Here is a 20,082-nt window from a genome sequence, read left to right on the forward strand (position 1 = left end):
TATTACCCGGCAGTTTTGGAAAAGCGTGTGGATCGCGTGGAGTCCTTTTTACGCAGCCAGAAAAACAATCCTGCTCTCTACATTCAGTATGTTCTTGCGAACAGGCTTGAGGATGAAGCGGGAACGGTTATGGAGCAGCTGATGAGCAAGCATAAAAGCCGACAACAGGGAGCTTGCGATTAAGTATGCGAGGGAAGCAGTAGAGGCTTCGAGGGGCGTCCAGCGTTATGTGTTATGTAAGGAGTACGAACGAACGTTACCGCAAGCGGTTGAAGTATAGTTTGAAAAAACGGGTATCATCCTCATTCAAGGATGATACCCGCTTCTGTTAGTTAGGATGCCAGTCTTACTGTCCCAAACAAAGCCTGATCAGATCATCGACATGCGCGGTGGCCAGACATTCCACGGTGTCGGCGGCGCCGTAATAGATTTTCACTTCGCCATCGTCCTCCAGGATCATGCCGCCGGGGAAGATGACGTCGTTGCGGAAGCCTCCGTCCATTTCGTAGGGGGCTTCCGGGGCAAGCAGCGGCGAAGCGCTCATCCCGAGAATTTTCTTTGGATTGTTCAGGTCAAGCAGCATAATCCCAGCAGTATACCGCTTCTTCCAGGACGGCTCCCAGCCGTTCTTCCCTCTGGCGGGATCAACATCCACCGCATGGAAGGTGGTCAGCCAGCCCTTATCTGTCTTCACGGGCGGTGCTGCCGGGCCGATCTTGTCATTGGCGAACGGAACCTGCTCCACCGCCAGCAACAGATCCGACCGTCCCCAGTAGACCAGATCCGGCGACTCCGCGATCCAGGTGTCGAAACGGTCCTTGCCTCCGCGGCTATATACGGTGAACGGCCGTTCCAATCGCACATAGTTACCGTTGATCTTCTCCGGGAACAGCACCATATTCCGCAGGTCCGGCGTAGACAAGCTCAAGATTTCAAAGGATTCGAAGTCATCCGTTACGGCGATTCCGCCCCGGATCCCATGCCGCGTATCTACAGCGAAGCACATGTAGCAGCGGCCGCCAATTACCGTCAGGCGCGGATCATATGCACGCACGAACTCTTCATCGTTTAGCTTGAACACTGGCTTCGGCCCGGCCGTCCAGTTAACGCCGTCTTCACTGAATGCGACACCGAGATCCGTTGTATGAGAGGGCTCAAGGGTCTGCTTCTCAAGGGAGCCGTAGTCATTGCGGAATACCATCACATACCGGCCGCCGAACTTCACCACTCCCGCATTGAACACAAGTGCGGTGGGGTAAGGGACCCGAGCCGCATCCAGTACTGGGTTGGCCGGATGACGGCGGATGAGCGGACTTGATGCCAAAGCTCCTATGACGGGTGTACTTGCCTGATTCATCGTTTGAATATCCTCCTTATGAGTAAGAACTGTATTCTAAACAATATGTCCATGGGGGGCGAACGGATAGTCGATTGTAATCCGCCCGGCCTGGCAATCGCCAACTCCGCTGTACAGATCGGCCTTGCCGTCCTCCCGCATCACGATCCCCGAAGAGAAGACGCAGTCCGTCAAATAGGGTAACTTGGCAGGTCCGGGCGGGTAGCAGGAACGGCTTCCGATCAGATGCAGGTCATGGGATTCCCGGGTCACGGGATCGAAGACGAAGGCCATGTTCAAATATACTTTGATTTCCTGCCCGTTCTCATCCTTATGCTGATAACAAATATGGCCGATGATTCCGATTTTGCCGCTGCTCAGCAGGTAAGCCTGATTGACGCCTCCCCATTCACCAGCTCCGAAGATACCGTGGATGTAAGGGGCATTCTCAATGACTTCAGCAGTCAAATCCTCCAGCTTGTCAATCACCGTGAAGCCGATCATGGACTCACTGCCGTATTGGCCTTTCATTTCATGGTTGCGCGGACGCGAGAAGACGCCAATTCTGCCGTCTGCCAGAGCAACCAGGCGAATATCCTTCATTTTGTTCGGACCGGTAGTGAAGTAGTACAAATCGTGGAGGTCCGTCCCCCGGTAAAAATAACCGAAAAACGTACTGTATTTGCCGCTCTGATATTGCACATGGGTTCCGCCCAGTACAAGCTCATCACCTATTTCGCTGATAAACGGGTCTTCCAGCGTGTAGATCATGCTGTTCTCCACCAGGGTCCATTCATCCTGGCCTGTTTCCTCGAACAGCCGGACCCAGGAGCGGGCCCATTCCTCCCGGCGTTCTACCCGGCCGAACAAGTAACGTTTGCCATCCCGTTCAAAAGGAATTGAAATATTATAGACATCGAATCCGTCCACGTTTTTAAATACCAGAGTTGTGCTGTCATAGATGGTTTTGGTTGCTTCAAATTCTAGTTTTTGCTGATGCAGGCTCACGATTTCTCCGCTCCTTTTGTATAGCAGCTCTTTTATTGAAGAGAAGCTTGATATTCCTTGAACTGCTTTTGGTATTCGGCAACGACCTTGTCCAGACCTGCTTTCTTCATTTTATCCAGAGCCTCGGGGAATGCCTTGTCGTAATCCAGAACACCCATATAGATCGGAGTGATGCTGGCGGAAGCTTCCGAGAGAATATTGGTATATTCGGTTCTTACATTCGTCGGGTCAAAAATGAAGTTGGCTGCGATACTATTGACCGCACTCGGATTAGGCTCAAATAAGACCTTGTTATTCTCAGGAATACTGCTCTCCGGGTCAAAGCGCATAAAGTTCACATTCCCGTTCTGCGAATCAGAGCCCCTGTATCTTGGATTATTATTGTTATTCGGGTCTTTGATCGGCTTTAAGCCTTTGTCGCCATCTTTGGTGTAGTGCTCACCCTCGATGCCGTATTGAACGAGATCGTAGTTATCCTGGCTGGCCAGCATCCAATCCATAAACTTAACGGCGGCCTCCGGATGCTTGCTGTTCGCCGGCACGGCATTTCCGTTCTTGAAGGAGAGGGGACGCAGATACTCTTTCTCCGGGTTAAACCATACGACGCCGATATCGTCCACTGTAGCTGCCGGGTTGTATTTCTGGAGCCCGTTCAGGCTTCCGCCGGTTCCCAGGCGTACGAACCATTCTCCGCTGTCGAGCTGGGCATCTACCTGTTCCTGCTTCATGACCAGGATGTCAGGATTCGTAATTCCCTTGGTGTACAGCTCGTGCATGAAGGCAGCATCCTTCTTGAATTCGTCAGTTTCAATCCAGGATTTGACCTCTCCGTTCTGGTTGACATAGAAGAACTTATCCTTAACGGTGAACGGGAAGGTGTCATAGGTCCGGTGCAGGATGGAGGTATGCAGATTGATCGGGTCAAAATCGGCCCGGGTGCCTAAGTAAGGCTTGTTCTTTCCCTTCCAGTTCTTCATCACCGTCTCCCAGGCGCTAATCAATTCAGCCGGAGTTTTAGGCTCCTGCAAATTATTTTCGCGGAGAATATCGCGGCGGATATTAAACTGGCCTTCGCTCGCCATTTCAACCCAGTAGGAGGGGACGATATAATATTTCCCGCCGATGGTTGCGCCGCTAAAGATATCCTCCGGAATATACTTTTTCAGGTTGGCTCCATACTTCTCAATCTCATCCGAGATATCTGCCAGTGCGCCACGGGTATAGTAGTTGGAGAACGGAGTACGGTCCTGCATGACATGGAACAGATCGAAATCATCGCCGGTGGACAGCATCAGGTTTAGCTTCTGGTCCCAGGCATCCCAGGGGATGAAGATTTTCTCCACTGCAACGCCGACACCATCTGCAGCCAGCTTCTCATTGACCTTCTCGAACACCTTCTGGTAGTCTTTGGGCTCGGTGCCGGGAACCACGTATTTGATCTTGACGACCTCAGAAGCATTAGCCTTCTCTGAATTCGGGGATGAAGCATTGCTTGCTCCATTTGCGGCAGGGCTGGCATTATCGGCTTTGCCGCACCCAACCAGGGTGGACAGGGCAAGCACCACAGCTAACAGGGTTGCATAGGATTTTCTCATGAATAATACGGACCTCCTCTTATGATGTCTTCTATATGTTAACCCCTAAGGGATGACATCAGCCTTTCACTGAACCGATCACGAGCCCTTTCACGAAGTATTTCTGTAAGTAAGGATAGAGGAAAACAATCGGCCCGATGGTTACGATGGCTGTCGCCATCTTGACCGACTCCGAGGGAAGCGTAACATCGCTTGTTCCCGCCAGCATGGCCATATCGTTCAGCATACTGATCTCCGATTGCATCTGCAGCAGCATGAATTGCAGCGGGTACAAATCCTTCGTGTCAATCAGCATGATCGCATTCCACCAGTTGTTCCAATAATCCAGTCCATAGAAGAGGGCAATCGTCGCCAATACCGGTTTACATAACGGAAGATAGATCTTAAAAGCAATGACAATATCACTGGCTCCGTCTATGGTGGCTGATTCCCGCAGCGAGTCAGGAATACCGTTCATGAAATTGCGCACCAGGAAGAGATTGAACGGGCTGAACAGCAGTGACGGAATAATCAGAGCGAGAATATTATCGGTTAATCCGAGCGCACGGTTCATCAGATACCAGGGCACAATGCCGGCTGAGAAAATCATGGTGATAAAAAAGTAAAGGGCCAGCAGATTGCGGTGCCTCACATTTTTGTTCGCCAGCGTGTAGCCTGCCATAGAAGTAATCAGCAGGGCCAGCGTGGTACCGGCGAGAGTGACAAAGATCGAAATGCCGTAGCTCTGAATGACCTGGGAACCGCTGGTAAAGATCAGCTTATAGGCATACAGAGAGAATTTCTCCGGAAACAGGCTATAGCCGTTCTTAAGAATAGCATCCTCATCCGTGATTGAGATCATCAGCACGAGCAGCATCGGAAGCAGGCACAGTGCCGAATAGACCGCAGTCAGCGTGTACATGACCGTCCTGCTGATTGAGATTCTTTTCATTAATACTCCTCCTCCTTCCTGGATTTAATATAATGCGCCATCTTTGAAGTACTTGCGGGTAATGGCATTGGTACCAAAGACAAGGATAAATCCGATAACGGACTGGAACAGTCCCACGGCCATGGCTTCGGAAGGGTCACCGATCTGGCGCAAGGAACGGAATACATACGTATCAATAATATCTGTGGTCGAATACAGGGTGCCGTTGTCCCCGATGAGCGCGTAGATCATCCCGAAATCACCGTACATAATTTTGCCGACCGAGAGCATTGTCAGAATAATAACCGTTGGCATCATTAGCGGAAGTGTGATCCGAAAGCACATCTGCAGGCGGCCCGCCCCGTCAATTTCTGCTGCTTCATACAACGTCTCATCGATGCCGGTAATGGTCGCCAGGTAGATGATGGCACTCATGCCGGCGCCCTTCCAGACATGCATGATGGTCAGAATCGCCGGCCAGGACTGGGCTTCGGTGTACCAGTTCACGGAGGTCATACCGAACTGGTTCAGAATTCTATTGATTACGCCCATATCCATGGAGAAAAGCGCATACAGCACATAGCTGATGACGATCCATGAGATGAAATTCGGGAATAACATCAGCGACTGGCTGATCTTCACAAACAGCTTCTTGCGCAGCTCGTTCAGCACCAGTGAAATGGCGAGCGCCATCAGCGTGCCGAAAATAATAAACAGTAAATTGAGGTAAATGGTATTAAAGGTAACTGTAAGCGCTTTATTGGAACGGAAGAAAAACTCAAAGTTTTTGAAGCCCACCCATTCACTATGGAAAATTCCCTTTGTATAATTGAAGCGCTGGAAAGCAATAACCATATAAGGATAGGTCATATAGCCGAAAATAAACGTGTATGCCATGGCCGGCAAAACCAACAAATAGGATGTGCCATTCCTGCGGATGTCTGACAGTATGCTGAGTCCTGGACGCCGTTTTTTCTTCAATTCCTGTTCCCCCCCTATTTGTTTGTTATAGATGACGTTGCCTTGATTTCAGCTTAGCTATAGCCGCAGTAAGAGTCTATTTTAAAACCAGGTAAACGCTTTCGAATTCGCCCACGAGGCTTTCAAAAAAACGGAATGGCTTTCATTTTCCCTTGATTCAGTACCTTTTCAGCCGGAAATGTACTATATTTAGAAATGATACCGAGCAGCATGGGGGGAATACAGCATGCGGGCAACCATCAAGCGGCTTGTTCGATACAAGGCCTTTCAAAAACTCACCATTTCATATTTCCTTCTCGTGCTTTTAACCGTAAGCCTGCTGTCCAGTGTACTCTTCTCCCTGTTCTCCCGAAGCGCCATCAAGGAGATCGAACGCAATTCCCGGGCCATGTTATCCCAGATCACATACGCTTCGGATGTCGTCTATAATCAGGTCATGACAATCGGAAATACACTGCTGATTCAACCGGAGATCCTGTCCTTTCTGGATGAGACGGTGGAGAACAAGGTAAGCAATTATCATATTTATCAGCAGATCGAACAAATTGCCAATCTGAACCCGTATATCCACAGTATCGGAATCCACCGGCCTTCTACAGGCACGACAATCGATACCGCCGGGCTTCCGTTCGACGCATCGCTCACCGCGCTCAGTGCGAAGCAGTACATGGAGTTCAATCCGCGCAGCCTGAAGGTTGCGGGCCGGAATAACGGCAGGCCGTTACAGTTCCTGACCTTCTTGCTGTACCCGAACTTCGCATACCAGACCGCAGGCAATCCGCTGATCTATATCAATGTAGAGGAACAGTCGATTCTGACGACCATCCGCAAGATCGGCAAAGCGGACGCGGCTAATAATGTCTTCGTGATCAATAATGAAGGTAAAGTATTATCTCATACCGATTCCAATCTGTTCCTGGATGATTTATCCGGGGATGAGTATGTGCGGACCCTATTAATCGAGAACCAACCGGAGAACAGCTTCACCACAACGATCGGAAACGAAAAGAATCTGGTCACTTATGTGAAATCAGAGGGACTGGACTGGTATTTTGTAAGCGTTTCACCGTATTCTGAGCTCATCACTGACATTGACAGGCTACGGAGTATTACGCTGCTGGTCACAGCCGGTATTGTACTTGCAGGTTTGTTGATCTCTATCCTGTTGACCTCGAACATGAATAGGCCCTTATCGGCGCTGCTTGAAAAAGTAATGCCTAACCCGGCTAATCCCGCACGCGGATTGGCGCTTATAGATGAGTACAAGATGATGAACGAGGTGTTCCATTCCTATCATGAACGCGAGAAATCGATGCAGTTTGTCATCAGCCGCTCTTCCCGGACCGTCCGTGAGCATTATCTGCATGCCTTGCTGCGTGGTCATTCCCTGGAGGACTCGGCCTCCAGCGAGATGATTAAGGAGATCGGCGAGGAGGTTGCGGGACCGTTCTTCGGCGTGCTGGTGTTCAAGATCAATGAGTTTGAACCGGTAGGGGAGAGGGGAGAGGGGAAACAGCAGTCCTTGCTGCGCTTCGCACTAGGGAATATTGCCAAAGAGCTGCTGGAGCATATCGGCCCCTGTGATGTTCTTATTATGGGAGGGAATGAAGCCGTTGCCATCCTTCAATACACGAAAAATCAGCTCCCGGAGGAGCTGAAGCCTGCCTTGCGTAATGTTCAGAGCTTCCTTAATCGTTACTTCAAGGTGACGGTATCTATAGGGATAGGGGATATGGCCTTTGGAAAAGGAAATATTCCGTCCTCGTATACATCAGCCCAGCAGTATGTGAAATACCGCTTAATCTATGGAAAGGAAGCGATTCTGGATGCAGCAGCGACACGGCACCATGTGTTAACGGCCTTAAGCTATCCCGCCGCCTGCGAGAAGAAGCTGATTGATGCCGTGCAGCAGTGCAAGACGGAACTCATTGTTAGCGCAATCGGAGAATTTATAGATACCATATCCGGCGGTTCCGTTCATCAGGTCATCACCTTCAGCAGTCAGCTCATGTTGTCTTTGCATAAAGCTTTTGACTATTTACAGCATGTGCCGGATTCGAATTTCAATGATTACCTGCAGGCCGTAACCGAGATTGAAGATGCTGAGGATCTGACGGAGATCCGTAACCTGTTTGGCCGCTATTGCAGCACAATATGCACTTTAATTGAAGAGAAAAACCACTGGCTGAATGCGCAGAAGCATAATATTCTCATTGAAAAAGCACAGAATTACATTCATGAGCATTATACCGAGCCTAATGTCTCCCTCGATCTGGTGGCCAAAATCGCCGGACTGTCTCCCAGCTATCTGGGCAAGCTGTTCAAAGGAGCGACCGGGCAATCCTTCAGTGAATACCTGAACAACACCCGGCTGGACAAAGCGAAGGAGCTGCTTGCTTCCACGCCTGACACGGCGGCTAAGATCAGTGAAGCGGTCGGGATCTACAATATCACTTACTTCTCCACCTTGTTCAAGAAAAAATACGGGCTGACCCCTTCGGCCTTCCGTGAGCAGGAGGCGATGAAGAGCGCCGCAGGTGATGATGAGTGATCATTTCCCGCTTAAACAGCGGAGTGGACGGAACGATTGTGGAAAAGCGGCAGCGGTCGCCTTTATCCCCGGATTTTCACCGCTAAGGAGAATCAATAAAATCTGGGGATAACAGCGATTGGAACAACGGTCCGTTCGCGGAGCGTCCATCGAAGAGCTCACGTTGATCCTGCTCCGCAATAAAAAGCTGTCCCTAGCAGCCATTTCATGGCTTTGGGGACAGCTCTTTTCTTCATATGATGTGAGATGATCCGGCCCTCTTAAGGCTGCTCAGCATATCTCCACCAGGCAAAGGTTCCGGCGATTCCGATGATCCCGGTATACGCAACAATGATGATACTGCTTAGCTGCAGCGAACCGGTGCTCTGAAATACCGACGGGATGGTCCATGGGAAGTAGGGAGCAAATCCGAAGGAGGAGAGCACATTGGACAGAATGACGATGATCAGGATGAGTCCCAGGGGTGCCAGATAGCCTTTGGTTACATTAGCCAAAAGAATGCTTGGCGCAGTTACAAAAATGTACAACAGCGAGGTGACCAGGAACTTAAGGAACAAGCTCCAAATGAAAGCGGCGGACCCGCCTTCTACGCCCAGGATGGCCCCTACGGCAAAACCTACAGCAAACATATAAACGGAAAGCAACAGGCACCATGCCAAAATGACCAGGAATTTGGACAATACAATTTTCGCCCGGGAAATGGGCTTGGCCAGTAAATCCTTGATCGTCCGATCCGAAAACTCCCGCCCGAATACCCATGCTGCAACAAAGGTGTATCCGATCAGTCCCAGCGGGGCAAGCGTCTCCAGCAATCCGGTTAAATACGCTTCCCAGGTAACACCGCCAGCGGCACTGGATAATACATTTCCGACGCCCATCATGATGGGCCCGAAGCCCAGAACCAGAAACATGATCCAGAACACATTCGAGCGGATAATCTTGCGGAGCTCACAATGTAACACCGATAGAATATTCATTATTTAATCCCCCTGTTAACCCCGATAGTGCGGAGAAAATAGCCTTCCAGATCCTCTGTAACTACCCGGAGCGATGTGGGCGGCTGATTGGATTGAACCAGCAGTTCGGCCAGCCGTTCAGGATGATCTGCCGCATGTTCATTGGTGAGTCTGATATAGCCGTCCGAGGTATCCTCGAAGGCATAGCCATGCTCCTCCAGCACCTTCTTTAAGGCAGGCTTGTTCCGGCCGTTAACGACCAGGCTTTTCTCTAAGGACTGCTCCAGCTTGTCCATTGCGACTTCTTGCACCAGCTGACCGCCGTGGATAATTCCAATCCGTGTGGACACCTTCGAGAGCTCCTCTAACAGATGGCTGGATATGAACACCGTGATGCCGAAATTGTGCGCCAGATTATATAACATATTTCGTATCTCAGCTACGCCTGCTGGATCAAGGCCGTTGATCGGCTCGTCCAGGATCAGAATTTCCGGGTTGTGAATCATCGCTTTGGCCAGTCCCAGGCGCTGTTTGTTCCCGAGTGAGAGATGTTTTGCTTTTTTCTTTTGGTGCGGCGCAAGCCCCAGCTTGTAGATTACCTGAGATACGGCATCCTTGTCCGGCATCCCTTGCATGCGTCTTGCGATCTCAAGATTCTCTGCTACAGTCAGATCCGGATAAAAGGTAGCCTCTTCTAAATATCCGACGTTGCTCCATAACTTAGAATTTCCGGCGTCAACCTTCTCACCTAACATATAGAGCTTGCCGGAGGTAGGCTTCAACATGGCCAGCAGCATCTTGATCGTCGTTGTTTTCCCGGCGCCGTTCAGTCCCAGGAATCCGTAGATCTCGCCCCGGCTGACCTCCAGCGAAAGATTGTTTAATACGGAATAGTCGCCAAACCTTTTGTGCACTCCGTCAATTTGGATGGCGGGCGTGCTGCCGATTCTTTTCTTGGATAAAATACTCATTCTTCAGACCTCCTACTTGTAAAGCCAGTGTTTGTTGTGTTCTGCTGTAACCTATTGTCACATCCAAACATGAAGCTTTATTAAAAGAAAAATAAAGAGATCTGAAGAAAATATAAAAAACTATAAAGGCAGGCTGAATCTGATCCCGAGACCGCCATATTCGGAGGAGAAGGCCGTAATCTCGCCCCCGTGATGCTCAATAATCGATTTACAGCTGGCCAGTCCCAGTCCAAGCCCGCCCTTGCGGATCTGCCGCGACGGGTCCACCGTGAAGAATTTGAGGAACAGCGAAGACATATCCTTATCCGGCACGCCAATGCCATTATCCTCTATTTGAAAATAGGCATGATGCTCCCGCAGATATCCGGTCATATAGACCTTCAGCTTAGGCTTCCCTCCATATCTTACGGCGTTGCTGAAGAGGTTGCCGAACACCCGGCGGAGCATCGGTTCATTGACCATAAGCCTTATACTGTCGGTGAAGTCATGGCGGCAGGTTAGTTCGATATCCAGTCCAGCAAGCTCGTACTCATATTCAAAAGCGATGTCTGCAAACAGTTCTGTCGCCTTAACAGGTGTAGCGGTCATGGATTCAAGCTCCAGTTTTTCTTTGGTGAAGCGGGAGAAATCATTGAGCAGTTCGACCATAAAGGCTGACTTCCGCTGAATCAATTCATAAAATTCCTGCTTTTCAGCATCAGGTAAGTCCCCATGTGTAGCCAGAAGTTCGGTGAAGCCGTTAATCGAGGTCAGGGGTGTCTTCAAATCGTGGGCGATGGCGGCAATCATATCGGTCTGTTCTCTGTGGGCAAGCTGAAGCCGATGCTCCATTTTATTAAAGTGCTTATACAGCTCTCCGATCTCGTCCTTACGCTTCAAAGCCAGCGGAGGCAGGGGATGGACGACGTTGACTTCCTCCAGCCGGGCATTCAGACGCCGGATAGGCTTCTCAATATAATAATGAATATAGATGATCAGAATAGAAAATATGCAGCCGGCGATGACGAAGATGGGCAGCAGTAATACTACATATGGTGAGTCCAGCAAAGTGGTACGTATGGGGGAATATACGGCGAAGACAAACTTCAAGTACAAACCAATAGAGAACATCAGAATCAGCAGCATCAGCAGGAATAACAGGGGAAGCTTTATTTTCAGTTTCATCCTATTGCTCTCTTTCTGTGTATTTATAGCCTATGCCCCAGATGGTTTTAATGAAGTTATGCTCAAAACCCAGCTTCTTGCGGATATTTTTGATATGAACCGTTACGGTATTGATCTCTCCGTATTCGTCTCCCCACACGTTCTCATAGATCTGCTCCCGGCTGAGTACCTGGTTGGGGTGACGCATCAGGACAGACAGAATTTGAAATTCCTTCGCGGATAAGTCGAGCTTCCGGCTATAGAGGAAGGCTTCATACGTTTTATCATTCAAAAGGAGCGGAGCATCGGCCTTTTCTTTAGCGGGACTAAGCTCGCCCCACTCTTTGTGCAGCCTGTCCACCTTGCGGAAATGAGCCTTGATTCGGGAAGCCAGCTCCTGAATACTGAATGGCTTGGTCATGTAATCGTCTGCGCCGATTTCCAGACCGACAATTTTATCAATGTCCTGATCCCGCGCACTTAATAACAGAATCGGAACATTATAAGACGACCGGATCGTTCGGCAGACATCCAGTCCGCTCATATCAGGCATGACGATATCGAGAACAATGAAATCAATAGGGTGATCCTCCACGGCAGTTAAAGCTTCCCGCCCGGAGCTTGCCGTGATTACGGCAAATTGCTCGTATCTTAGCGTCTTGCTGATGAGCTTCACGATTTCTTGTTCATCGTCTACCACTAGTATTGTTTTTGACATTTGACTACCTCCCGGGCACTAACCGTTCTGAGGTTAATCATAATTGCTGGATAGTGTTGTTGCAATCCTCAGCAGGTCTCTTAATTGGAGAGATTAGGTCCGGTGTATGTTCATAAATAATAGTCTTTCCTGTTAAGGCAATATCATCATTTGCGCCGGGTAATTCCCAGTCAGGGAAAGAAACCTTAACTTCCATTGTTGTCTCGTTATCTTGAATAAAAACAATGTTCTCAGAAAATGTCCCCCACTCTGAACATCCGAGGAAGGAGAGAGAAGAAAGTGATGAAAAATGAGGGAGAGAGATTTGCTGACCTAGACAAGAAATATGATCATCTAATTCTTTGTGTAAAGATGGAATATTATATTTCTCGTTGATTGTATTAGGAAAATAATCATTTAGATTAGGTACCATTATTTCCGGATAAGAAATGGGTGAAATTTAATTTATTATTATTAGAACTGTACATAGGATCAATACAGATCAAAGTTCGATCTTCTTCCGAATAGCCAATGACCAGTATGAAATGACCACGGTCCTCTTTTTGATAGCCGTCAACCCATGGAATCCAAAATGTACTCATATAAATACCAACCGGGTAATTCTAGCCCCCAAGCGCTGGTGTACATTAGTTCATAGTCTCTCCCCCAAAACGAAGAAACACTCACTATTAGGTCTTGTGTACATGTTTTCTTAGGATCATAAACAGGCATTATTTCAAGTAACATAAATTACCCCTTTCATTTAAAATGGGTAGAGAATTAAGAGAAATACATAAAATGTGAAGTAAAACGTTAATTTATTTATTGAGAATATAATTTTATGTATGTGACTGAAGTGAACTTAATCACTATTAGATTCATTATTAGGGATTTTATTACAATCCGGTTACGATGATTGCGCTTTCTAAAAATTAAACTTATACTTTCTTAAAGCCTGTGCCAAAGAGGTGAACTTAAAGCGAATTCTCAATGTTATGCGAATTGAAATTTCAGTATGAAGTCGATTACTTAACAGATTAAGATGGAGGTGTTATTTATGAATGTATACACATTGCCTGTATGCATACCGCAGGTTTATGGATTTCTACATCATGCACATAAGCTCTCTATAGTGCTGGAGAATGAAAAGAACTTACCTTGGTTTTATAGCAATTATCTCCAGTTATACACAGCCGAATACTCAAATGAATTTAAACTGGACTTTTACTCTTTTGATGGGAAATATCCCCGTCATCCCGGAATCAATGAGAACTGGTACGAAAAGGAATTTTTTTTAGACATGCATTTTAATATAGTTCCATTTATTATAAATTGTATAAAAAATGGACGTTATGTTGAAATTTTAATGGATGAATACTATTTGTCCTGCAAACCATCCTATCAAATTTCTCATTTCACACATCAGAGTTTAATTTATGGATTTGATAAAGAAGAAGAATGTTTTTTAATTCTGGGTTTTAATCGTTCGGGGAATTTTAGCAGAATTCAGGCGTCCTTTGAAGAGATTGAAAAGGCATTTCACAATTCCAGTATAGGTGGAGTTGGTTTTTTTGACTGTACTACTTCACTTGATTATTCCAATTCTGATCCTTCACTTAATCTTGCAGTCATAAAAACTTATATAAGCGACTTTATTCATTCTACTAATTCTTTTTTAACATACAATCCCCCAGGGGCTACTTATGGATTAGGTATATACAAAGAATTATGCAACCGATTAACTCTAGTAGAATCCTTCAGAGAAGATATCAGACCGATACATATTATACTCGAACATAAAAGTTGTATGGTTAACAGATTGCGTTATCTGCAAAAAGAAGGGATTTTTACTGATGCTTCTTATTTAATTGATGGATTTTCCGGTCTTGTTAAGGATGTAAGTAGAATAAAACAAGTACAACTAAAATATGTTTTATCAAAAAAACAACAGTTGATAAATTATGTAATACAAGAAATCCTTACTATTATGGAGCGGGAAGAGGAGCTTTTGCATAACTTTTTAAAGAAATTGGATTAGTTGCCCTCCAGACAACCTAGCTCTTATTTTGCTCACATCCTGCGCTTTTTTGTTAAAGCTATCTATTTCGGCGTAAACTGTCGGGATAGATTTTTTTTGATTTAAATTTAAAAAGGAAAAAAGACACTATCGTAAAATATACCATGGTCTTATGTGATTATACATGATGGTCATCACAATTTTTTATATTATTAGGATAAATTATCAATTATGTTACAATGGTTGTGCTTTCATGAATTCGAACGTATACTTTCATTATTGTACGAAAATAGGTATTTTATAGAAAAATATATAAAATATTTGGTTGTGATACTATTTTTGATGATCTAAGGGAGTGCGAAGAAAATTGTATAAGAAGAAGGCATTTATTTTTCCGGGACAAGGTTCACACTACGCTGGGATGGGACAGACGTTCTACAACGACTTTCATTCTGTACAGATATTGGTTGAGGAAGCCGGTGATCTGCTTGGCCTTAATATAAAGGATGTGTTACTTCATTATACAATAGATGAATTGGAACAATCGGAGTTGGTACAGACTGCAATAGTAATAGTAGGTTATTGTTCGTTTAAGGTTTTAACGGAGGAGTACGGCATCTATCCCGATTTACTGGCCGGACATAGTCTGGGGGAATTATCGGCACTCGCCTGCTCTGGTGCGATAACGTATAAAGATACTTTAGCATTGACCCGAAAAAGGGAAAAAATTATGAATATGATTGGTCCCGGGCAAGGGGGCATGATAGCAGTTATGGGAATTGACGCTGATTCGGCAGACAAAATATGTAAAAGCATATCAAGTCATCTCGGATATGTTGCTGTTTCAAATTACAACTCGGATGAGCAAGTGACGATTTCAGGAACGGAACAAGCTTTGAAAGAACTGATATCTCAACTAAACAATCAGGGAGTCAGAATATTACCGGTTCCAGTTCCCGGACCCTATCACAGCAGATTAATGGAATCTTCGCTCCCCTTCATGAAAGATGAATTGAATAAATGTGATTTTTCCCCTCTTGAGTATCCCGTCATTTCCAGCATTACAGGAACCCTATACAGATCAGAAAAAGAAATTTATGAGCGTTTGGCAATTCAATTAACCAACCCCGTTCGCTGGACACAAGTGTTGGCCTGTTTTGCTGAGGGTGGGATAAAAGAATTGATTGAAATTGGTCCTCAGTCAGTCCTGCGCAATCTCTCAATGACTAATTGTATTGACTTGACTGTTCTGGCAATAGAAAACCGTCGTGACTTTCAAGAAATTCTTCGCAGGTTTTCAAAGGTACGAGAGCTTGAAACAGTAAACTCCGTTAGTCGTAATCAACTTCTGAATGATTGTCTGAAAGAAGCGTTGTGCGCTCCTAATTATAATGATGATGATAAGGAGTTTGAACAGGGGTTCCTGAAACCTTACAGAAAAATACTATCGAATTCAAGAAATTCAGAAAAATTGGGAGGAGTGCCAGGATATAAAGAAATGAAAGAAGCTTTAGACATGCTTCATCAAGCTCTAATCATAAAAAAAGTGGCGGATTCTGAACGTCGTGAAATCATGCAAGATGTGCTCTATGTAAACGGGTTGTTTGACGTTTATCCTGATTATCTGAAAATGCAGGTATAAGGAGGTATGAATATGGAGAGTTCGAAGGATATAGCAGTAATAGGGATAGGTGTTAGGTTTCCCCAAGCGGAAAATCCAAAAGAGTTTTGGGAGTGTTTGCGCAACGGAGTGGATTGCGTAGGTTCCCTGCCTGAGGGTAGACGCCAGGATGTAGAGGAATACGTCAAGGCGGTGTATCACGAAGATGAAATCCCCCACTATCGTGAAGCAGCGTACTTGGAACGAATTGATACGTTTGACTATGAGTTTTTTAAAATATCGCCTAAAGAGGCAGCTTTGATGGATCCACATCAGAGGTTGATGCTTGAGACGGCGTTTCAGGCTGTTAACAATTCCGGCTATGCTCAAAAGATAAGGGGGACCCGTACAGGCGTATTTATTGGATTTCCAACGGAATTTTCTGCTGTTATGTATCAGCATTTAATTATGAAACTGAATCCGGAAGAAGCAGATAACTCCTTTTCAGGTAATTTGCCTGCGGTTATCGCGGGGCGCATTTCCTATTTCTTTGATCTCAAGGGACCTTCTCTGCTAGTAGACACCTCTTGTTCATCCTCCTTGGCAGCTGTACATATGGCTTGCAACAGTCTGAACAGCGGTGACAGTGAGTTAGCCCTGGTCGGTGGAATCAATTTATTTATTATGCCAACAGAAAATAAAGTGGTTAAAAATATAGGTATTATTGCTCCAGACGGGCGCACAAAGTCTTTCGATGAGGACTGCGACGGGGTAGGGCAAGGTGAGGGAGTAGGCGTTTTAATATTAAAGCCGCTGTCCCGGGCCCTGGATGATCATGACTATATCCATGCCGTTATTAAAGGCAGTGCAGTGAACCAGGACGGCAAATCTATTGGAATTACTGCCCCTAGCGCAGGTGCTCAAGGACAAGTGCTGATGCAGGCCTGGAAAAATGCTGGAATTGATCCATCATCCATAAGCTACATTGAAACGCATGGAACAGCAACAAAACTCGGTGATCCAACCGAAATTCAGGGAATACGCAAAGCTTTTTCCAATTACACTTCACATAAGCAATTCTGCGGAGTTGGATCAGTGAAAACCAATATCGGGCACACGATCGGCGCAGCTGGGGTAGCGGGTATGATAAAGGCGATCCTCTCACTTAAACAGCGTCAAATTCCGCCCAGTCTTAATCTTATAAAGCCTAACAGGAAAATTAAATTTGAAGATTCACCGGTTTACATTAATCACAGACTCCGCCACTGGACCGTAAGTCCCCGTAGGTGCGGAGTAAGCTCTTTTGGAATCAGCGGAACAAATGCCCATGTCGTATTGGAAGAAGCCCCTGAGTTATACAGGGAGAAATATTTAAGACCGGACTCTAGCATTTTCACTTTATCCGCTAATGGACGGGAACAGATATTAGAGCTTGTAGACCTCATGACGTCCTATCTTAAAGGAGAACGCTCTGACTCACTGGCAGATATCTGTTATACCTCTGCTGTTTGCAGACTTCATTTGAAATACCGCATAGCCATAATAGTGCAGGATGCAGGTGAATTAATAGCTAAACTGGATAATTTAAGACTTAATCCAGAGACGCCGCAGCCCAGTGTGTGGACCAACCTTGGAAATTGCATATCGGTTAATGAGATAGCAACGAAATCAACGACCGATGATTTGCCTGTTATTTGTAGGCGTTATGTTCAAGGTGAGGATATCCCCTGGGAGGCTTATTATGCAGACTTACCAGTATACAAGGTTCCTCTTCCCGATTATCCCTTCAAAAAAACACGCTGCTGGATTCAGAGTGATCCACGTGTACTAGCCTACAAAAAGCGGAATTCCGCTGAGAAGATGTATCGAACGGTTTGGAGTGCCGAACCGCTCCTCTTATCAACGGTACCATGGAACGGCAAGCGAGTAATCCTTCTTACAGATCGCTCAGTTGCGGGAACTTCGATGGCGGACCTTCTGCGGCATCAGGGCAACAACGTACTAGAGATCGAGATAGGCTCCTCCTATGTTCCTTTAGACAAGGACCGTATAAAGGTTCCCGCACGTGAAGAGGATTTCGAGCGGCTGCATCCTCATTTGGAAATGTTTATGCCGGAGAAAATTATACATATGACGACAGCTTTCAGAGATAGAGATCCTGACACTCTTGCGCAATTGGAATTGAATTTAGAAGAAGGTGCCTACAGCCTGTTATATCTAGTCAAAACACTTCAGAAGCTTAAATCACCTGTTGGAGTCGAGCTTGTTATTGTGACCTCAGGTACTGCCCGCATTGAAGCAGATGATCTTGTCCAACCGCATAATGCAGCGTTGGCAGCTCTAGGTAAAACGGTAAAATGGGAAAATCCGCAGATAAATTGCCGAAGTGTTGATGTTGGTCGGGGTATTACAATCGATGAGCTAATGGCAGAAATCCAATATCCGGGCAGTCCATACGCAGTGGCTCTCAGGGAGAGACGGCGATATGTTGAAACGATCGAAGCGGTCTCTGCGGATTCCATTGAACTTCGGTCAGGACCAGTACTTCGTAAGGGCGGTACTTATGTGATTACGGGAGGTATTGGACGTATCGGCAGCCGTCTGGCAGAGACATTGTCTGGACATGAGAGAATCAATTTAGTGCTACTCAGCCGTTCCAGCTTCCCCCCGAAAGAACAATGGGAGAACATTCTTAACAGGTCCGGTGAATTGGAAGACGGTATTGGAGAAATCCTTCTTAAACTTTTGAGGATTGAGCGTAGTGGTTCCTACGTGGATGTGCGTTCTTGTGATATTAGCGATCCGGATCAAGTGAACGCTACATTCCAGAGTATACGGCGAGATTGCGGAAGTATCGACGGCCTGATTCATCTGGCTGTATCTGATGAAACCTGTAGCTTGGCCGAACTAACGAAGAAAGCGATGAATCGTTCGACCAGAGCAAAGGTTCATGGTACATGGATTCTGGACCAGGAGACACGTGAGGATAATTTATCCTTCTTTATTCTGTTTTCATCGGTGATGACATTAGTATCGGGAGCCGGGAATGGGACCTATACGTTATCGAATGCCTACATGGATGCTTATGCCGAATACAGGAACAACAAATTTCCTGGTTCGATGGCAATCAACTGGCCGGAGTGGGAAGGTATTGGTCTCGCTGAGGATAAGCAAACCGATGAAGAACGTTCCATTTTCAAAAAGATTTCTTCAGAAAAAGGTCTGGAGATGTTCTCCAGGATAATGGAGCTGAAGGCGGAGCGTCTTATCCCGGGAGAACTTAACGTAAATAGTCCAATCTTTCAGTTGTTGGATTACATGCCTTTTCAATTATCTGGCGATTTGGTCTCACAGCTCAAACACTATAGAAAAACTAAGCCTTCCGCCAACCACCTGCCCATTGAGAAGAATAGCGGCGTATCGCAGCGGCAGGTATCAGCCGGGAGTATGGATATAAGCCGCACAACTGTTCCTGTTCAGACAGCGGATTCTTTACAGGTCCGTTCTTTACAGGCGAGCGAAGCTTGCGCTTTAACAGGAAGAGCATCAGGTATGTATACACATTATGAACAGCAGCTGGCAATGGTATGGCGTGATATGTTTGGTTATGAAACGATTAATGTTACCGACAATTTTTTTGAAATAGGCGGGGACTCAATTTTTGCTTTCAGGCTTGCAGCAATTCTCTTAGATAAGGGAGTAAATGTGGATGCGGAAGATATCTTGCGCTATCAATCCATTGAATCTATTGCCAAGATTATGGAGAGCAAGGTTGAAGAGGGGGCTGTCCCTACATGATGGATCATGATGAGTATTTTATGCGATTGGCAATTGAGACTGCCCGTCAAGGGATCGAACGTTTTGAATTTCCGTTTGGTTGTTGTATAGCCCAGGACAGCTATCGTTATGTAGTTACCGGAAATCATTGCTTTACTTCCGCCGATCCAACTGCTCATGCAGAGATTACTGCAATACGTGAATGGAGTCGGTTATACGGTGCAATCAGCTTGCAAGAAACAGTCATTTATTCAACTAGCGAACCATGCCTGATGTGCCTTGGAGCCATAAATTGGGCACGCATCCCGCGGATTGTATACGGAACCTCGCTGCACAGCTGTATCCATCACGGATTTGGAGAAGCAGATATTAACTCTGCTGCTTTGCTGAATACCTTTTTGCATTCTGTTTCTATGGAAGGGGGGGTACTGGAGCAAGCGTGTGAGCAACTATTTGAATCGTGGGAAAAAAAGAAGAGGTTGACAGCCTTATTCTCTAAACAGCCATCTAAGCTAAGTACGACGTAAAGGAAGGAGAGGC

The 20,082-nt window shown here is 46.3% G+C and carries 15 protein-coding genes; 5 read left to right on the plus strand and 10 right to left on the minus strand.

All coding sequences use genetic code 11. The features are described 5' to 3' along the window. Window positions 1–346: 346 nt before the first annotated feature. The 5 genes from MKX51_RS05940 to MKX51_RS05960 are packed head-to-tail and all read right to left on the minus strand — an operon-like array spanning window position 347 to window position 5,830. Complete coding sequence (locus MKX51_RS05940) at window positions 347–1,357, minus strand: glycoside hydrolase family 130 protein (protein WP_340991564.1); 1,011 nt, start codon at window positions 1,355–1,357, stop codon at window positions 347–349. A gap of 36 nt (window positions 1,358–1,393) precedes the next feature. Beyond that, complete coding sequence (locus MKX51_RS05945) at window positions 1,394–2,344, minus strand: MTP-1 family protein (protein ID WP_340991565.1); 951 nt, start codon at window positions 2,342–2,344, stop codon at window positions 1,394–1,396. 32 nt (window positions 2,345–2,376) lie between these two features. Next, complete coding sequence (locus MKX51_RS05950) at window positions 2,377–3,939, minus strand: extracellular solute-binding protein (RefSeq protein WP_340991566.1); 1,563 nt, start codon at window positions 3,937–3,939, stop codon at window positions 2,377–2,379. Window positions 3,940–3,997: 58 nt separating this feature from the next. Continuing rightward, window positions 3,998–4,870: a carbohydrate ABC transporter permease gene (locus tag MKX51_RS05955; RefSeq protein ID WP_340943101.1), complete on the minus strand. Its 873-nt coding sequence runs from the start codon at window positions 4,868–4,870 to the stop codon at window positions 3,998–4,000. A gap of 24 nt (window positions 4,871–4,894) precedes the next feature. After that, window positions 4,895–5,830, minus strand: a complete 936-nt coding sequence (locus MKX51_RS05960; RefSeq protein WP_340991567.1) for an ABC transporter permease — start codon at window positions 5,828–5,830, stop codon at window positions 4,895–4,897. Window positions 5,831–6,056: 226 nt separating this feature from the next. On the opposite strand from MKX51_RS05960, the gene MKX51_RS05965 reads away from it, so the two are divergent. After that, window positions 6,057–8,381 (plus strand): helix-turn-helix domain-containing protein, encoded by a 2,325-nt coding sequence (locus MKX51_RS05965; RefSeq protein WP_340991568.1) that lies wholly within the window; start codon window positions 6,057–6,059, stop codon window positions 8,379–8,381. A 260-nt stretch (window positions 8,382–8,641) separates the two neighbouring features. Here the strand turns inward: MKX51_RS05965 and MKX51_RS05970 are convergent, their stop codons facing one another. The 5 genes from MKX51_RS05970 to MKX51_RS05990 all read right to left on the minus strand — a co-directional run bounded on the left by MKX51_RS05970 (window position 8,642) and on the right by MKX51_RS05990 (window position 12,581). After that, window positions 8,642–9,358: an ABC transporter permease gene (locus MKX51_RS05970; protein ID WP_340991569.1), complete on the minus strand. Its 717-nt coding sequence runs from the start codon at window positions 9,356–9,358 to the stop codon at window positions 8,642–8,644. Continuing rightward, the gene (locus MKX51_RS05975; RefSeq protein ID WP_340991571.1) at window positions 9,358–10,308 is read right to left on the minus strand and encodes an ABC transporter ATP-binding protein; all 951 of its coding nucleotides are present in this window, start codon (window positions 10,306–10,308) and stop codon (window positions 9,358–9,360) included. The genes MKX51_RS05970 and MKX51_RS05975 overlap by 1 nt, the downstream gene beginning before the upstream one ends. Before the next feature lie 120 nt (window positions 10,309–10,428). Further along, entirely contained in the window at window positions 10,429–11,472 is a 1,044-nt protein-coding gene (locus tag MKX51_RS05980) for a HAMP domain-containing sensor histidine kinase (protein ID WP_340991572.1), read from the minus strand. A 1-nt stretch (window position 11,473) separates the two neighbouring features. Further along, complete coding sequence (locus tag MKX51_RS05985; protein WP_340991573.1) at window positions 11,474–12,169, minus strand: response regulator transcription factor; 696 nt, start codon at window positions 12,167–12,169, stop codon at window positions 11,474–11,476. A 37-nt stretch (window positions 12,170–12,206) separates the two neighbouring features. Next, window positions 12,207–12,581 carry a hypothetical protein gene (locus MKX51_RS05990; RefSeq protein ID WP_340991574.1) on the minus strand — a complete coding sequence of 125 codons (375 nt, stop codon included), beginning with the start codon at window positions 12,579–12,581 and terminating at the stop codon, window positions 12,207–12,209. Window positions 12,582–13,205: 624 nt separating this feature from the next. Between MKX51_RS05990 and MKX51_RS05995 the strand changes: the two genes are divergently transcribed. From MKX51_RS05995 to MKX51_RS06010, 4 genes are all read left to right on the plus strand, one after another. Beyond that, window positions 13,206–14,186, plus strand: coding sequence for a hypothetical protein (locus MKX51_RS05995; protein ID WP_340943089.1), 981 nt, complete (start codon window positions 13,206–13,208; stop codon window positions 14,184–14,186). A gap of 346 nt (window positions 14,187–14,532) precedes the next feature. Continuing rightward, window positions 14,533–15,807 (plus strand): ACP S-malonyltransferase, encoded by a 1,275-nt coding sequence (locus MKX51_RS06000; RefSeq protein ID WP_340991575.1) that lies wholly within the window; start codon window positions 14,533–14,535, stop codon window positions 15,805–15,807. A 12-nt stretch (window positions 15,808–15,819) separates the two neighbouring features. After that, window positions 15,820–19,563: a type I polyketide synthase gene (locus MKX51_RS06005; protein WP_340991577.1), complete on the plus strand. Its 3,744-nt coding sequence runs from the start codon at window positions 15,820–15,822 to the stop codon at window positions 19,561–19,563. Next, window positions 19,560–20,069, plus strand: a complete 510-nt coding sequence (locus tag MKX51_RS06010; RefSeq protein WP_340991578.1) for a nucleoside deaminase — start codon at window positions 19,560–19,562, stop codon at window positions 20,067–20,069. The genes MKX51_RS06005 and MKX51_RS06010 overlap by 4 nt, the downstream gene beginning before the upstream one ends. Window positions 20,070–20,082 lie beyond the last annotated feature (13 nt).

The sequence above is a fragment of the Paenibacillus sp. FSL M7-0420 genome (assembly GCF_038002345.1).
GTDB lineage: Bacteria > Bacillota > Bacilli > Paenibacillales > Paenibacillaceae > Paenibacillus_AQ.

Bases quoted from the DNA above. Each gene is read 5' to 3' on its own strand.
- MKX51_RS05950 (WP_340991566.1), bottom strand. From the start codon at position 3,939: ATGAGAAAATCCTATGCAACCCTGTTAGCTGTGGTGCTTGCCCTGTCC.
- MKX51_RS05955 (WP_340943101.1), bottom strand. From the start codon at position 4,870: ATGAAAAGAATCTCAATCAGCAGGACGGTCATGTACACGCTGACTGCG.
- MKX51_RS05995 (WP_340943089.1), top strand. From the start codon at position 13,206: ATGAATGTATACACATTGCCTGTATGCATACCGCAGGTTTATGGATTT.
- MKX51_RS05975 (WP_340991571.1), bottom strand. From the start codon at position 10,308: ATGAGTATTTTATCCAAGAAAAGAATCGGCAGCACGCCCGCCATCCAA.
- MKX51_RS06005 (WP_340991577.1), top strand. From the start codon at position 15,820: ATGGAGAGTTCGAAGGATATAGCAGTAATAGGGATAGGTGTTAGGTTT.
- MKX51_RS05965 (WP_340991568.1), top strand. From the start codon at position 6,057: ATGCGGGCAACCATCAAGCGGCTTGTTCGATACAAGGCCTTTCAAAAA.
- MKX51_RS06010 (WP_340991578.1), top strand. From the start codon at position 19,560: ATGATGGATCATGATGAGTATTTTATGCGATTGGCAATTGAGACTGCC.
- MKX51_RS05980 (WP_340991572.1), bottom strand. From the start codon at position 11,472: ATGAAACTGAAAATAAAGCTTCCCCTGTTATTCCTGCTGATGCTGCTG.
- MKX51_RS05990 (WP_340991574.1), bottom strand. From the start codon at position 12,581: ATGGTACCTAATCTAAATGATTATTTTCCTAATACAATCAACGAGAAA.
- MKX51_RS05970 (WP_340991569.1), bottom strand. From the start codon at position 9,358: ATGAATATTCTATCGGTGTTACATTGTGAGCTCCGCAAGATTATCCGC.
- MKX51_RS05985 (WP_340991573.1), bottom strand. From the start codon at position 12,169: ATGTCAAAAACAATACTAGTGGTAGACGATGAACAAGAAATCGTGAAG.
- MKX51_RS05940 (WP_340991564.1), bottom strand. From the start codon at position 1,357: ATGAATCAGGCAAGTACACCCGTCATAGGAGCTTTGGCATCAAGTCCG.